Here is a 12,752-nt window from a genome sequence, read left to right as displayed (position 1 = left end):
ACGAGGAAACGTGCCCTACCCGCCGCGCGTCAGCCGGATCAGCGTGATCTCGGACGGCACGCCGAAACGATTCGGCGGCCCCCAGTATCCGGTGCCGCGGCTCGTATAGAGCCACAGATCGCCGAAGCGGCTCAGCCCGCCGATCACCGGCTGCTGCAGCCGCACGAACGGTGGCCATGGCAGAAACTGGCCGCCGTGCGTATGCCCCGACAACTGCACGGTAAAGCCGGCCCGGTTCGCCGCTTCCGCGCTGCGCGGCTGGTGCGCGAGCAGGATCTTCGTGCCGACGTCGCGCGGCGCCCCCGCCAGCGCCTGCACGGGGTCGCTGCGATGAGCGGGATCGAACCCGCCCGCCGTGAAATCGGTGACGCCCGCGAGCACTGCGTGCGCACCGTCATGTTCAATCAGCACGTGCTCGTTGAGCAGCACCGTGATCCCGATGCGGCGGAACTCGTCGATCCACGCATGCGCGCCCGCGTAATACTCGTGGTTGCCCGTCACCAGGAAGCTGCCGTGCCGCGACTGCATGCGGCCGAGCGGCGCCGTGTGGTCGCGCAGGCGCTTGACCGAGCCGTCGACCACGTCGCCCGTCACGACGACGAGGTCGGCATCGAGCGCGTTGACCGCGCGCACGATCCGTTCGACGTAGGGCCGCTTGATCGTCGGCCCGACGTGAATATCGGACAGCTGCACGATCGTCAGCCCGTCGAGCCCGGCCGGCAGCCCCGCGACCGGGATCGATACGCGCTTGACCGCCGCCGTGCGGCGCGCACCGACGAACCCGATCACGGTGACGAACACCGCACCGGCCAGCACGCCGATCGCCGTGTCGGTCGCCGCGCCGGGCCACGCACCGTCGTGCCCGAGATGACGCCATCCGGACACGCCGAGCAACACGAATTCGCGAAGGAACGTCAGCAGGAGCAGCGACGAGAAGAAGCCCATCACGAGCGAGCCGGCCCAGCCGGCCAGCGTCGCGGCCCAACCTTCGTCGAAGCGGCGCGAGAACATGCCGACCGGGATCAGCACGACGAAGCTCGCCAGCACGAGCGCCGCGATCGTGCGCGCGACCGGCGACGTGAATGCATCGGGAATGATCCGAATCCCGACGTAGAGATGGAACAGCATGCCGATTGCAATGAACCGGACAAAGAAACTTCGCATGGAACACTCACCTTCGTTGCGATACCGATACCGCTTCCGCGTTGCGTGTTGCACGAGGCCGTGAGGCTCCGTGCCGCGCGTCGCGCCATACGTACGATGGTACACAGATCGCGGCTGTGACGACCGGTCGCCGGCCGGGCTTCGACGCCGCCCGGCGCACCGCTCGACCGCGACTTCATCGGCCCGCCCGACGCGAGCGACGTTGACGCTTTCCCGAAGCCCGTCGTTACCGACATGCAGCGCACGCTGCGCTTGACCATCCCGGTCAGCCACTTCGAGAACGGCGGCCGGATGATCGATGCGAACTTCCGCGTCTTGCCCGAAGGCACTGCGCGTCGTCGCTCTCGCGGGCGAGCAAACGAGCAGACCGCTCAGGCCGAACGCCTGCCGCAGATCTGCGTCACCGATCGCGACACGCCGCCGCGCTTTACCCGCAATCCGGTCGACCCACTCGTCAACATCGCCCCCCGATCCGCCGAATCGACCACATTCCCCAGCGTTCGAACGGCAATCGGCCGTTTCCGCCCCGATTCCGCGCTGTCGACAGGACAAATCGGCCGCCCTTCGTTCGTCTGACGATCCTTTACAGTCCGTTAGCAACCCTACGCGAGCGTGCGCTGGCAGAATCGCGACGGTCCGACCATCATTGCAGAAACGCGGTGCCGAACGGGCGGACACGCCCCCCCGACCGGTAATACCCCCCACGGTGCACGGGGGCGGGTGGCTGGCGGTCCGCATCGCGCTGATTTATTATCGGCTCCGTATCCCGGAATCGTCGTCGCGGCGGCGATTCGCATTGCGCCGCGCCCGGCATCCACCCCCAACGTCGAGCTCGTCACACCATGAGAAAAACAACGCCGCGCGCGCCCTTGCGCGTCGCCGCCGTCCTGGCGCCAGCCCTGCCGCTCGCGGGCTGCGCATCGCGCGGCGCACCGTCGTACGTCCTGTTCGGCGCGTATTTCCCGCTTTGGCTCGTCAGCGCGATCGTCGGCGTCATCGGCGCGATCGTCGCGCACCGCGTATTCGTCGCGACCGGCTGGGCCGCGACGGTGCCCTACCAGCTGGCCGTCTGCACCGCGATCGGGCTCGTGGTCGCGGTGATCGTGTGGCTCACCGGCACGGGGCCGTTCGCATGAAGGCCGCCGGCATCGCTCGCCCCTCCGTCAAAGGCCGCGTGATCGCCCTGGCGATCGTCGCGCTCGGCATCGCGGCACTCGTGTACGCGTACTACCGCACGACGGCCTACCCGTCCACCGACGACGCATCGATCGACGCGGACGTCGTGCACGTCGCGTCGCCGGTCGGCGGCCGCATCGTGCAACTCGCGGTACATGAAAACCAGCGCGTCGCGAAAGGCGACCTGCTGTACGTCATCGATCCCGTGCCGTACCGGCTGACGGTTGCGCAGGCGCAGGCCGACCTCGAACTCGCGCGCGCATCGCTCGACACGCGCCGCCGCTCGCTGATCGGCGAACGCTCGAACGCGGCCGTGGCCGCCGAGCAGGTCAAGCGCGCGACCCAGAACAACGACCTTGCCACGCGCGACGTGAACCGGCTCGCGCCGCTCGCCGCACAGGGCTACGTCAGCGCGCAGCAGTTCGACCAGGCGAAGGTCCGCCAGCGCGACGCGGCCGTGTCGCTCGCGCAGGCGCAGGAACAGCAGCGCGCGTCGTCACAGACGATCGGCGACGACGCCGACGCGATCGCGACGCTGCATGCGCGCGAGGCCGCGCTGGCCCGCGCGCAGCATGCGCTCGAAGACACCGTCGTGCGCGCGCCGCACGATGGTCTCGTCACGGGCCTGAGCGTGCTCGCCGGCGAAACCCTTGCGCCGAACCAGTCGATCTTCACGCTGATCGACGCGAGCGAATGGTTCGCCGTCGGCAACTTCCGCGAGACGTCGCTGAGCCGCATCGAGGTCGGCGACTGCGCAACCGTCTATTCGATGATCGACCGCAGCCGCCCGCTGACCGGCAAGGTCGTCGGCGTCGGCGCAGGCATTGCCGACAGCGCCCGCATCAACCTGCCGCGCACGCTGCCGATCGTGCAGAACTCGGTGAACTGGGTGCACGTCGCGCAGCGCTTCCCCGTGCGCGTGAAGCTCGACGAACCCGACGGCAAGCTCGTGCGCGTCGGCGCCAGCGCGATCGTCGAGGTCCGGCATGGCACTGCCTGCCGCTGAGGTTCGCTCGCCGGGCCCGCGCGAAGTCCTGCGACTGCTCGCGCCGTTTCCGGGGCGCACGTCGATTGCCGTGCGGGTTGCGCTGATCTGCGCGCTGACCGCGCTCGTGACGGCCGCCTACGGCACGCCCGAAGCCGCGCTGTCCGCGTACGTCGTGTTCTTCATGATCCGAGCCGACCGCGTGACGAGCGTCGTGCTCGCGGCCGCGCTGCTGGTGATCGTCACGATCGTGATCGGGCTCGTGCTCGGCATCGCGATCTTCAGCATCGACTATTCGATCCTGCGGGTCGCGTGCATGGCCGTGCTGTCGGTCGGCCTCCTCTATCTGACGTCGGCCAGCAAGCTGCGCCCGGTTGGCGCGATCCTCGCGATGATCGTCGGCTTCGGGCTCGACCAGCTCGGCCTTGCGCCGTTCGGTGAAGCTGCAACGCGCGCGCTGCTGTACATCTGGCTGACGATCGCGATCCCGGTGGGAGTCGCGATCGTCGTCAACCTGCTGATCGCGCCGTCGCCGCGCAAGCTCGCGCATGCGCAACTCGCGAAGCGCTTGCGGCTCGCCGCGCAGCGGCTGCGCGGTGACGATGCCGCGCGCGACGCATTCAATGCCAGCCTGCACGAAGGCGACAAGCAGCTGCTCACGTGGCTCAAGCTGTCGAAACTCGAAGGCTCGTCGTCCGCCGCCGACTTCGCGGCGTTGCGGCAGGCCGTGACATCGAGCACCGCGCTGCTCGTCGGCGTCGCGCTGGCCGATCGCGAACCGGATGCACGGCTGCCCGACGCATACGCCACCCCGATCGCCGCGACGCTCGACGAGATGGCCGACATCCTCGACCAGGGCGGCTACCCGGTCGACGTGACGCTCGCGCTACCGCCGACCGGCACGCTGCCGCCGCTCGCACGTGTTGCTGCGACGGATCTCCATGCGGCGATCACGCATTTCGCGGAACCGGCCGCAACGACCGATGTCGCTTCGACGGCTTCGACGGCTTCGACGGCTTCGACGGCTTCGACGGCTTCGACGGCTTCGACGGCTTCGACGGCTTCGACGGCTTCGACGGCTTCGACGGCTTCGACGGCTTCGGCGACTGCGCCCGACGCCCCCGCAGCCGCCCCGCGCGGCGGCTTCTTCCTGCCCGACGCGCGCACCAATCCCGACCACATCCGCTACGCGCTGAAGACGACCGCCGCGGCGATCTTCTGCTACCTGCTGTATTCACAGCTCGACTGGTCGGGTATCCATACCTGCGTCGTCACCTGCTACATCGTGTCGCTCGGCTCGACGGCCGAAACGGTCGAGAAGCTCACGCTGCGGATCTTCGGCTGCATCGTCGGCGCGCTGCTCGGCACGGCGGCACTCGTCTTCGTCGTGCCGTCGCTATCGTCGGTCGGCCACCTGATGGCGCTGGTGTTCGCCGGCGGGTGGCTCGCCGCGTGGGTCGCGTTCGGCTCGCCGCGCATCGCGTATGCCGGCTTCCAGATCGCGTTCGCGTTTTTCCTGTGCGTGATCCAGGGCGCCGGCCCCGGCTTCGACCTGACGATCGCGCGCGATCGCACGATCGGCATCCTGCTCGGCAACGTCGTCGTGTATCTCGTGTTCACGCGCATCTGGCCTGTCAGCATCGGCAAGCAGATCGACGCCGGGCTCACCGCGCTGATCGAACAGTGGCGGCGCCTCGTGCAGGTCGCGCAGCCGGCCGAGCGGCGCGCGCTCGCGGCCGAGGCGTTCGCCCGCCACGGCGCGATCACGCAGGAGCTCGGGCTGGTCCACTACGAACCGTCGTGGGTACGGCCGGCCGCGTCGTGGCTCGCCACGCGACGCCGCGCGCTCGCGGAGCTCGGTGCGCTCGAAGGGCCGCTGTTCCTGCTCGCCGAACGCAAGCCCGGCGACGCGGCGATCGGCGCGCAGCTCGCCCGCGTGACCGAACCGCGCGACGACGCCGCCGCGCCCGATCAAGAACCCTCCACGCCGCCGGCCATGCCTCCGCGCGCAGCCCCCACCGACCCCGCACGCGACGCGCTGCTGAACCTGATCGACGCGCGGCTCGCGCACATCGCCGATGCCGCCCGTCAAGCCACACCGAAGGAGTCTGCCCCCCATGCGCCTACCTGAACCGCCGGCCGCCTCGATCGCCGCCGCCGCCCTCGCGACCGCCGTCGCGCTGGCCGGCTGCGCGACGTCGTCGATCGATCTGGCGCCGGAGGCGTCCGACCGCCCGTGGCAGCCGCAAACGTCCGCCGCAGGCGACATCGTGCCGGGCCCGCCGCGCACGTCCGCGCCAGGTTCGCACGACTACACGCTGCCCGCGTCGCCGGCGCTCGCGTCGGTCTCGCCGCCGGCCGCGCTCGATGCCGCGCACGCGTACACGCTGCCCGAGCTGATCGATCTCGCCGAATCGGCGAACCCGTTGACCCGTATCGCATGGAACGACGCGCGCAACGCCGCGCTCGCGGTCGGCCTGGCCAAGACCGCCTACCTGCCGAAGCTGTCCGCGACGGCCATGGGCGGGTACCAGGCAAACCACGGGTCGACGTCGTCGTTCCTCGGCGACTCGTCGAGCAACTCCACCGTGCACGGCACCATCTCGGCGCTGTCGCTGCAATGGCTGCTGTTCGATTTCGGCGGCCGCGCGGCACGCGTCGAAGCGGCCGAACAGGCGTCGATCGCGTCGAACGTCGCGTTCACGGCCGTTCACCAGCAGGTGATCCACGACGTGACCGTCGCGTACTACCGCTACGAAGCCGCACGCTCGCGCGCGCTCAGCGCCCAGCAGGGCCTCGCGAACGCGGACGCGATCCTCGCGGCCTCCCGCGCGCGGCTCAAGCACGGCGTCGGCACGGTCGTCGAACTCGCACAGGCGACGCAGAACCGCGCACAGGCCAACCTCGCGCTCGTGCAGGCCAACGGCACGGAGAGCGACGGCTACCTCGCCCTCGTCTCCGCGCTCGGCATCTCGCCGCTGTCGAAGCCAACCGTCGCCGCGCTGCCGAAGCGGCCGCTGCCGCCCTCGCTCGGCTCGTCGGTCGACGCGATCGTGTCGGATGCGATCGCGCGCCGCCCCGACCTGCAGGGCGCGTTCGCGCTCGAAAAGGCCAATCGCGCGAAGATCAAGGCCGCGGAAGCCGCGTTCATGCCGAAGATCTTCCTGTCCGCGTCGACGTCGTACGCGAGCGGCGGCACGTCCATCTCCGCGCTGCCCGCGATCGGCGACCAGGCGCCGACCGTCAACCTGAACGGCAGCCGCTACGGCGGCGGCGTGTTCCTCGGCGTGACGATTCCGCTGTACGACGGCGGGCTGCGCTCGGCGGTGCTGATGCAGGCGCGCAACGACGCGGAAAGCGCCTCCGCGCGCCTCACGCGGACCAAGGAGGAAGCGGTCCGCCAGGTGGTCGCCGCGCAGAATGCGGTACAGACGAGCCTGGCGTCGCACAACGCCGCGAAGGCGCTCGTCGACGCCGCGCAGACGAGTTACGACGCGGCGCTGACCGCGTACCGGAACGGCGTCGGTTCGGTCACCGATGCGACGATTGCGCAAAGCCAGTTGCTCGCCGCCCGCAACGCGGAGGTCGACAGCTATGCCGGTGCACTGTCGGCCGCCGCCGCGCTCGCGCTTGCGACGGGAACGATCGGCTCGGCGCAGTAGCGCGGCCGCCGCGAGGCGGTTGACGCCTGCGCTCGCCGCCCACTAGAATGCCGCCCATTCTTCCTTCAGGAACCATCGTGGACAGTTGCAGCACTCCGTTGCGTGCGCCGCTTGCCGCCTGAACGCCTGTCCGACGCAGTTCTCCTGCCCGGCTCGCGTTCCGCGAGCCGCACGCCTCCCGTTTCACACTGAATGACGCATTCGCGCGGTACAGTACCGCGCGATGACGGCTATCTTCGTGCCGCCTTCGGCCTTGCGCCGCAGCGACGCGAAACGGCACGCGCTTCTTGCACGGCAGGACAACCATGACTTTCGATTTCGCACTTCGTCTTTTCACCGCGTTCGCCTGCGGCGTCGCCATCGGCCTCGAGCGCCAGATGCGCCAGCGCACGGCCGGCCTGCGCACGATCACGCTCGTCGCGAGCGGCGCGTGCCTGTTCGTCACGCTCGGCGTGCTGACCGGCAACGGCGTCGCGGGCGTCACGCAGATCGCCGCCTACGTCGTGTCGGGCGTCGGCTTCCTCGGCGGCGGCGTGATCATGCGCGACAAGGGCTCGATCCAGGGCATCAACACCGCCGCGACGCTGTGGTGCTCGGCGGCCGTCGGCGTGCTGTCCGGCTCCGGTCATTACGTGCCGGCGCTCGCCGGCACCGGCGTCGTGCTGGTCACCAATACGCTGTTGCGCAGCGTCAGCCAGGCGATCAACGCGACGCCGGTATCGAACGCCGATCTCGTGCGCGAATACCAGATCACCGTGATCTGCCTGGCCTCCGATGAAGTGCACATCCGCACGCTGCTGTCGAACTCGATGTATGCGAAGCCGCTGTCGTTCCAGAGCCTCACGAGCGAGGACGTGCCCGACCAGCCGGACCGGCTGAAGGTGACTGCGACACTGAAGCTGCATCCGAAGGATCAGCAGAAGCTCGAGCAGATCGCGAGCCGGATGAGCATGGAGAAGAGCATTTCCAGCGTGAGCTGGACCGCGAAGGAAGCGGAGCCGATGATGGAGTGAGCGGCCCGGCGGCAGCTGCATATTGCGCTGCCGCCTTCACGCCCTGTCAGGGCGTCTCGATCAGCCCGGCCGAGATGGCCTTGACGACCGCCTGGACCTTGTTCGTCGCGCCCAGCTTCTCGAGGATGTTGTTGACGTGGAAGTTGACCGTCCGCTCCGAGATGCTGAGGATCTGGCCGATTTCGCACGCGGTCTTGCCCTCGGCCGTCCAGCACAGCACCTCGCGCTCGCGCGCGGTCAGCGTGACGGCCGCCGCAGGCGCCAGCTTCGGCACCATGAAGCGGCTCATCAGCGAATGCGACAGGTTCGCGAGCCAGTTGGTCTGCAACGTCAGCATGTTGATCTCGGCCGGCGTCAGCCGGTCGGCATGGCGGGCGATGCTCAGCAGGCCGAACGCACCGCGGGGAGCCCAGCTCGACTGCGCGACACCCACCGACAACCCGAAATCACGTGCGTCCTGCCACAGCGGACATGGTTCGATCCGGTCGACATCCGGCCAGACGATCATGTTGGTGCTGAGCGCGCCGTCGCGAACCGTCGAGTCGATCTCGATGTAGTTCTGCGCCTGGTAGTGCGCCATCCAGCCGTTCGGATAGGTATCGAAGATCGCGACCGCGGGCTTCGAAACGGGCAGCGGGACGCGAATGCCGTAACAGCAGTATTCGAACCCCAGCCGCTTGGAATAGGCGGCGATCCGCTGGAAGAGCTGCTGCTCGTCTTCCGCGGCGCTGAATTGTTGATAGGCATCCTGCCAGCGCAGTTCCATTCATTCTCCGACAACGTCACGCTGTCATACTTGTCAGGTTCCAGACCCGTTCGAGGCTGATACATTCCGCGCATGACTTCACCTTTGCTGCACTCGGTCCCCGGCCCGTCCCCGGACGGCTACGTACGCCTGTCAGAAAGCGCACTGGCCGTGCTTGCGCTCGACCATGTCGCAAGCGGCCTCGACGCATCGCTGCTCGAGGAATTGCGCGACAGCACCATCGACGCACGCCTCGCCGGCTACACCGAATGGCATCGCCCGGCCAGTGCCGGCGTCGCTTACGTGACGATCGGCTGGGACTGGTACCTCGAACGCGCGACGGGCGCGTTCGTGATCGCAGGCGGCGACGTCCGCAGCAACGTGATGGTCACCGACGCCACGGGCGCCGACATCGGCATGGTCCGCACGGCCGCCGCGCTCGCCGCACGGCTCGCATGCATCGACTGGCCCGCCGCGGTCGCGTCGGCCCTGCTCGGGCACAACGACGCCTATCATGCCGGTCCGACGCTCCAGTGACAACTGGCTGCGCCTCTATTCCTCTGACAATTTCCGCCATGCTGGCGCTCTTTATAAGCAAAAGCGCCACGGTTTTCAATCCCGTTGATCAAGAAACCGTTACCACGTCCTAAACAGCGTCTTTCCGACGCGATCCTGTAAGAGTTACCAGTTACAGCCCCCTCGTGCTGCGCGATGTAATGCATGCATACAAAAGCACAGATCCGAGGACACCATGCGGACCTTCGTTCACGAGGAAGGGCGGTTGCCACACGAACTTGCGGCGGATCTAGGGCGCTACCGGCGCCGTGTGTTCGTCGAGCAGCTCGGCTGGGCACTCCCGTCGGCGAACGAAAGCTTCGAGCGCGACCAGTTCGATCGCGACGATACCGTGTACGTGTTCGCGCGGAACGCCGGCGGCGACATGTGCGGATGTGCGCGCCTGCTGCCGACGACGCGCCCGTATCTGCTGAAGTCGCTGTTCGCCGACCTGATCGCCGAAGACATGCCGCTGCCGCAATCGGCCGCCGTCTGGGAGTTGTCCCGGTTTGCGGCAACCGACGACGAAGGCGGGCCGGGCAATGCCGAATGGGCCGTGCGCCCGATGCTCGCAGCCGTCGTCGAATGCGCGGCGCAGCTTGGCGCGCGGCAGTTGATCGGCGTGACGTTCGCGAGCATGGAACGGCTGTTCCGCCGGATCGGCATACACGCGCACCGCGCAGGCCCGCCGAAGCAGGTTGACGGACGTCTGGTGGTCGCGTGTTGGATCGACATCGATCCGCAAACGTTTGCCGCACTAGGAATCGAGCCGGGGCAATCCGCCCGGCAAGCCATCGCCGCCTGAACCGGAACGCGCGTTTCTGTCCGGGCGGTATCGTAACGAAGGAGAATCAACGTGGACCAGTCTCAGGTCTTTCGCGCGATGATGCCCGGGTTGACGAGCGCCAACGGCGCCCGCATCGCGGTCGCCTACCCGTCGTTTCCCCGGCCGCTGCCGCTCGTGCGGCTCGACCGCCGCGGGCTCGTGTTCCGTGCTGCCGGCGCCGCGCCGCTCGTCTGCGGGTTGCCGCGCGCGGCGACGCTGCTGGTCGCGGACGAGCCGCTCTGCTCGCTGCGCCTCGTGATCCGCGACATCGCGCCGGCCGGCGAAGGCCGGCATGACCTGACGATGCAGCCATCCGGCGCCGCCGGCGACGAATTGCTGTGGCACGCGTTGCGTGATCGCGAGCCCTACCGCCAGATTCAGCAGCCGCTTGCGCCCGTCGACGCGTCCATCGCCACTGACGGCGACCCGCACGCGTCGGCCGGCGAAGCCGCGCCGCGCCCGTCGCGCAGCGCGGCCTTCCGGCTGCCGTGCCACAGCGACGCGCTGTTCTTTGCCGACTGGCTCGAATATCACTTCGACGAACTCCGTGCGCTGTCGCAACAGCATGGGCCGCAACTGCAGCTCAACCAGCTCGAGCGGCAGGTGGCCGACGACGAGGTCGGCGTGCGCTTCGTCTACGACATCGATGGCCATGCGACGCGGCATGCGCTGACCGACTGCGCGCGCGAGGCCTGCGCATGGATCGAGACGGAGATGCGCGACAAGTACGCGTTACCGGTCGCGCAGGAGCGTTTCAGCGCGTTTGCGGCGCACGCCCGGGCAGGCGGCATGTAAGTGCGATGCAACAAGAAGTTGTATCGATACAACTAGGGCTTGCCATGCCTCGGGTTTTCCCTTAAATTTACGTCTGTCTCCTCCATGTCTCCAAACATGGATTCAGCCCGCTCAATGTAGCGGGCTTTTTCTTGCCTGCGCGAATTACGGGGACAGATCTCCTTCCGCCCCACCTAACCTGCCGGGCGCACACCAGACGGCCACGGCCAGTAGTGGTGCACCGCAAATATCAGCGCCACCACCCCGATCACGACCAGCAGCAGGTAGAACCAGCCCTTTTTGGTCGTTGGCAGATCCACCAGCGCACTCACGTCGCCCGTCAGGGCCGCCAGCGCGACCATGCCGAGTCCGACCAGCACCATCGTTCCCTTGGCCACCCATCCAAAGGCAACCTCCAACGCGCCCGCCCATCGCGACTGGCGATAAAGGCCGGTAACCGGCCGACGGAGATCGGGCTTACTCATTTACGCGCACTCGCCCGGGATCGGCACGTCGGCTCATCGATCGACAGACTGACCCGAAAACAGGACGTCGAAGGTTGTCCTGACAAGCACCGGCTGCAAAGGGGTGCGCGCATTTGATCGGAAGCGTCATGTTTTTTCTTTCACGAGACGAGGTTCGGCGGTTCGATTCGTTTGGCCGCAAGGAGCCCATATCGTTCGATACGATGGGCCTGCGCCGAAGCGCGCTCCGTTCGTCACACGCAATCCGGATGGGCCGGCTTATCATTGACCGGCCCGCCACTCGCCCCCGAGGCCATCTTGCACGCCCATCTGCGCATTGCCCGCCCGGTCAGCAACCTCGCCCGCACCGAGCGCATGTATCGCGACGCCCTCGAGTTGTCCGTTCTCGCGCGCTTTGAAGATCACGACGGGTTTTCCGGCGTGATGCTCGGGCGCGACGGCCTCGACTATCACTTCGAATTCACGCATTGCCCCGACCATCCGATCGCGCCGTCACCGACGCCCGAAGACCTGATCGTGTTCTACCTGCCCGATCGGCCGGAATGGGAGGCGGCATGCGCGCGCGCGACGGAACATGGCTTCATGCCGGTGACGTCGTTCAATCCGTACTGGGAAATATCCGGCCAGACCTTCGAGGATGCCGACGGCTACCGGATCGTGCTGCAGAACGGCACATGGCGCTGACAGGCGAACACGCGTGAACCGTTACGCGCCGGCCAGGCCGGCGGCGCGAGCGGCATACACGACGTGCCGACGCAGCGCGTGCCCGTCCGGCAACGCAGGATGGTCGAAATCACGCGCGGGCCGATGCTGCATGCCGAGCCGCTGCATCACGTGCCGTGATCGCAGGTTGGTGTTGGCCGTCCACGCGAAGATCTCGCCGAGCCCGATCCGGTCGAACCCGTCGGCCAATGCGGCGGCTGCCGCTTCGACAACGTAGCCATGCCCCCAGGCGTGACGCGCCTGCCGCCACATGATCTCGACGCACGGCGCCATCGGATGCGTTGCACGCGCTTCGTGCGACAGGCCGCACACCCCGATCAGCATCGCGTCGGCACGGCGCTCGATGGCCCACGGGCCGAAACCGTATGCCTCGAAATGCGCGTCGAAGCGCGCGATGACGTCGCTCGCCTCGTCAACGGACATCGGGCCGCGCGCGAGCCACGCGGTCACGTCCGGATCCTGATGCATCGCCGACAGCGCGCCCGCATCCGTCGGCCGCCAGCGACGCAGCGTCAAGCGCTCGGTTTCGATCTTCGACGGTGTTGACATGGGAGATGGATCGTTCAGGCGGCATAACGCGAGCGCCGTCACAAACCTGAAAGCGGAACGGATGGAGGGAAATGAAAATCGTCGCCTTTGCCGGC

Annotated in this window: 14 protein-coding genes; 10 read left to right on the top strand and 4 right to left on the bottom strand. The window is 67.9% G+C overall.

Going from position 1 to position 12,752, the window contains the following annotated elements:
* Positions 1 to 15: 15 nt before the first annotated feature.
* Entirely contained in the window at positions 16 to 1,164 is a 1,149-nt protein-coding gene (locus CFB45_RS20830; protein WP_089427165.1) for a metallophosphoesterase, read from the bottom strand.
* Between the two features lie 234 nt (positions 1,165 to 1,398).
* On the opposite strand from CFB45_RS20830, the gene CFB45_RS20825 reads away from it, so the two are divergent.
* From CFB45_RS20825 to CFB45_RS20795, 6 genes are all read left to right on the top strand, one after another.
* The gene (locus CFB45_RS20825; RefSeq protein ID WP_089427164.1) at positions 1,399 to 1,740 is read left to right on the top strand and encodes a hypothetical protein; all 342 of its coding nucleotides are present in this window, start codon (positions 1,399 to 1,401) and stop codon (positions 1,738 to 1,740) included.
* 266 nt (positions 1,741 to 2,006) lie between these two features.
* Entirely contained in the window at positions 2,007 to 2,300 is a 294-nt protein-coding gene (locus tag CFB45_RS20820) for a hypothetical protein (RefSeq protein WP_011354664.1), read from the top strand.
* Positions 2,297 to 3,346: a multidrug transporter subunit MdtN gene (gene mdtN, locus CFB45_RS20815; protein ID WP_089427163.1), complete on the top strand. Its 1,050-nt coding sequence runs from the start codon at positions 2,297 to 2,299 to the stop codon at positions 3,344 to 3,346. Before CFB45_RS20820 ends, mdtN begins: the two co-directional genes overlap by 4 nt.
* Positions 3,327 to 5,456: an FUSC family protein gene (locus tag CFB45_RS20810; protein WP_089427162.1), complete on the top strand. Its 2,130-nt coding sequence runs from the start codon at positions 3,327 to 3,329 to the stop codon at positions 5,454 to 5,456. Before mdtN ends, CFB45_RS20810 begins: the two co-directional genes overlap by 20 nt.
* The gene (locus CFB45_RS20805) at positions 5,443 to 6,987 is read left to right on the top strand and encodes a TolC family protein (protein ID WP_089427161.1); all 1,545 of its coding nucleotides are present in this window, start codon (positions 5,443 to 5,445) and stop codon (positions 6,985 to 6,987) included. The genes CFB45_RS20810 and CFB45_RS20805 overlap by 14 nt, the downstream gene beginning before the upstream one ends.
* Positions 6,988 to 7,292: 305 nt before the next feature.
* Positions 7,293 to 8,000, top strand: coding sequence for an MgtC/SapB family protein (locus CFB45_RS20795; protein WP_089427160.1), 708 nt, complete (start codon positions 7,293 to 7,295; stop codon positions 7,998 to 8,000).
* Between the two features lie 46 nt (positions 8,001 to 8,046).
* Here CFB45_RS20795 and CFB45_RS20790 read toward each other — a convergent pair whose 3' ends face one another.
* Positions 8,047 to 8,766: an autoinducer binding domain-containing protein gene (locus tag CFB45_RS20790; protein ID WP_089427159.1), complete on the bottom strand. Its 720-nt coding sequence runs from the start codon at positions 8,764 to 8,766 to the stop codon at positions 8,047 to 8,049.
* Between the two features lie 72 nt (positions 8,767 to 8,838).
* Here CFB45_RS20790 and CFB45_RS20785 point away from each other — a divergent pair, with 72 nt between their 5' ends.
* From CFB45_RS20785 to CFB45_RS20775, 3 genes are all read left to right on the top strand, one after another.
* Positions 8,839 to 9,282: a DUF4902 domain-containing protein gene (locus CFB45_RS20785; RefSeq protein ID WP_089427158.1), complete on the top strand. Its 444-nt coding sequence runs from the start codon at positions 8,839 to 8,841 to the stop codon at positions 9,280 to 9,282.
* A 214-nt stretch (positions 9,283 to 9,496) separates the two neighbouring features.
* Positions 9,497 to 10,105, top strand: coding sequence for an acyl-homoserine-lactone synthase (locus CFB45_RS20780; RefSeq protein WP_089427157.1), 609 nt, complete (start codon positions 9,497 to 9,499; stop codon positions 10,103 to 10,105).
* 51 nt (positions 10,106 to 10,156) lie between these two features.
* Positions 10,157 to 10,921 (top strand): hypothetical protein, encoded by a 765-nt coding sequence (locus CFB45_RS20775; RefSeq protein WP_174972310.1) that lies wholly within the window; start codon positions 10,157 to 10,159, stop codon positions 10,919 to 10,921.
* A gap of 173 nt (positions 10,922 to 11,094) precedes the next feature.
* On the opposite strand, the gene CFB45_RS20770 is transcribed toward CFB45_RS20775, so the two are convergent.
* On the bottom strand, positions 11,095 to 11,385 hold the full coding sequence (locus tag CFB45_RS20770; RefSeq protein WP_089427155.1) for a hypothetical protein: 291 nt from the start codon (positions 11,383 to 11,385) through the stop codon (positions 11,095 to 11,097).
* Between the two features lie 297 nt (positions 11,386 to 11,682).
* On the opposite strand from CFB45_RS20770, the gene CFB45_RS20765 reads away from it, so the two are divergent.
* The gene (locus CFB45_RS20765; protein WP_089427154.1) at positions 11,683 to 12,069 is read left to right on the top strand and encodes a VOC family protein; all 387 of its coding nucleotides are present in this window, start codon (positions 11,683 to 11,685) and stop codon (positions 12,067 to 12,069) included.
* A 21-nt stretch (positions 12,070 to 12,090) separates the two neighbouring features.
* On the opposite strand, the gene CFB45_RS20760 is transcribed toward CFB45_RS20765, so the two are convergent.
* Positions 12,091 to 12,657, bottom strand: coding sequence for a GNAT family N-acetyltransferase (locus CFB45_RS20760; RefSeq protein WP_089427153.1), 567 nt, complete (start codon positions 12,655 to 12,657; stop codon positions 12,091 to 12,093).
* Between the last annotated feature and the right edge of the window lie 95 nt (positions 12,658 to 12,752).

The organism is Burkholderia sp. HI2500 (genome assembly GCF_002223055.1).
Taxonomy (GTDB): domain Bacteria; phylum Pseudomonadota; class Gammaproteobacteria; order Burkholderiales; family Burkholderiaceae; genus Burkholderia.
The sequence above is the reverse complement of the archived record's forward strand: the minus strand, read 5'-3'. Positions and strand labels throughout refer to the sequence as shown.

Excerpts from the sequence above, each read along its gene's own strand:
- CFB45_RS20760 (WP_089427153.1), bottom strand. The coding sequence starts at position 12,657 with ATGTCAACACCGTCGAAGATCGAAACCGAGCGCTTGACGCTGCGTCGC.
- CFB45_RS20825 (WP_089427164.1), top strand. The coding sequence starts at position 1,399 with ATGCAGCGCACGCTGCGCTTGACCATCCCGGTCAGCCACTTCGAGAAC.
- CFB45_RS20780 (WP_089427157.1), top strand. The coding sequence starts at position 9,497 with ATGCGGACCTTCGTTCACGAGGAAGGGCGGTTGCCACACGAACTTGCG.
- mdtN (WP_089427163.1), top strand. The coding sequence starts at position 2,297 with ATGAAGGCCGCCGGCATCGCTCGCCCCTCCGTCAAAGGCCGCGTGATC.
- CFB45_RS20790 (WP_089427159.1), bottom strand. The coding sequence starts at position 8,766 with ATGGAACTGCGCTGGCAGGATGCCTATCAACAATTCAGCGCCGCGGAA.
- CFB45_RS20810 (WP_089427162.1), top strand. The coding sequence starts at position 3,327 with ATGGCACTGCCTGCCGCTGAGGTTCGCTCGCCGGGCCCGCGCGAAGTC.
- CFB45_RS20805 (WP_089427161.1), top strand. The coding sequence starts at position 5,443 with ATGCGCCTACCTGAACCGCCGGCCGCCTCGATCGCCGCCGCCGCCCTC.
- CFB45_RS20785 (WP_089427158.1), top strand. The coding sequence starts at position 8,839 with ATGACTTCACCTTTGCTGCACTCGGTCCCCGGCCCGTCCCCGGACGGC.
- CFB45_RS20770 (WP_089427155.1), bottom strand. The coding sequence starts at position 11,385 with ATGAGTAAGCCCGATCTCCGTCGGCCGGTTACCGGCCTTTATCGCCAG.
- CFB45_RS20795 (WP_089427160.1), top strand. The coding sequence starts at position 7,293 with ATGACTTTCGATTTCGCACTTCGTCTTTTCACCGCGTTCGCCTGCGGC.
- CFB45_RS20830 (WP_089427165.1), bottom strand. The coding sequence starts at position 1,164 with ATGCGAAGTTTCTTTGTCCGGTTCATTGCAATCGGCATGCTGTTCCAT.
- CFB45_RS20820 (WP_011354664.1), top strand. The coding sequence starts at position 2,007 with ATGAGAAAAACAACGCCGCGCGCGCCCTTGCGCGTCGCCGCCGTCCTG.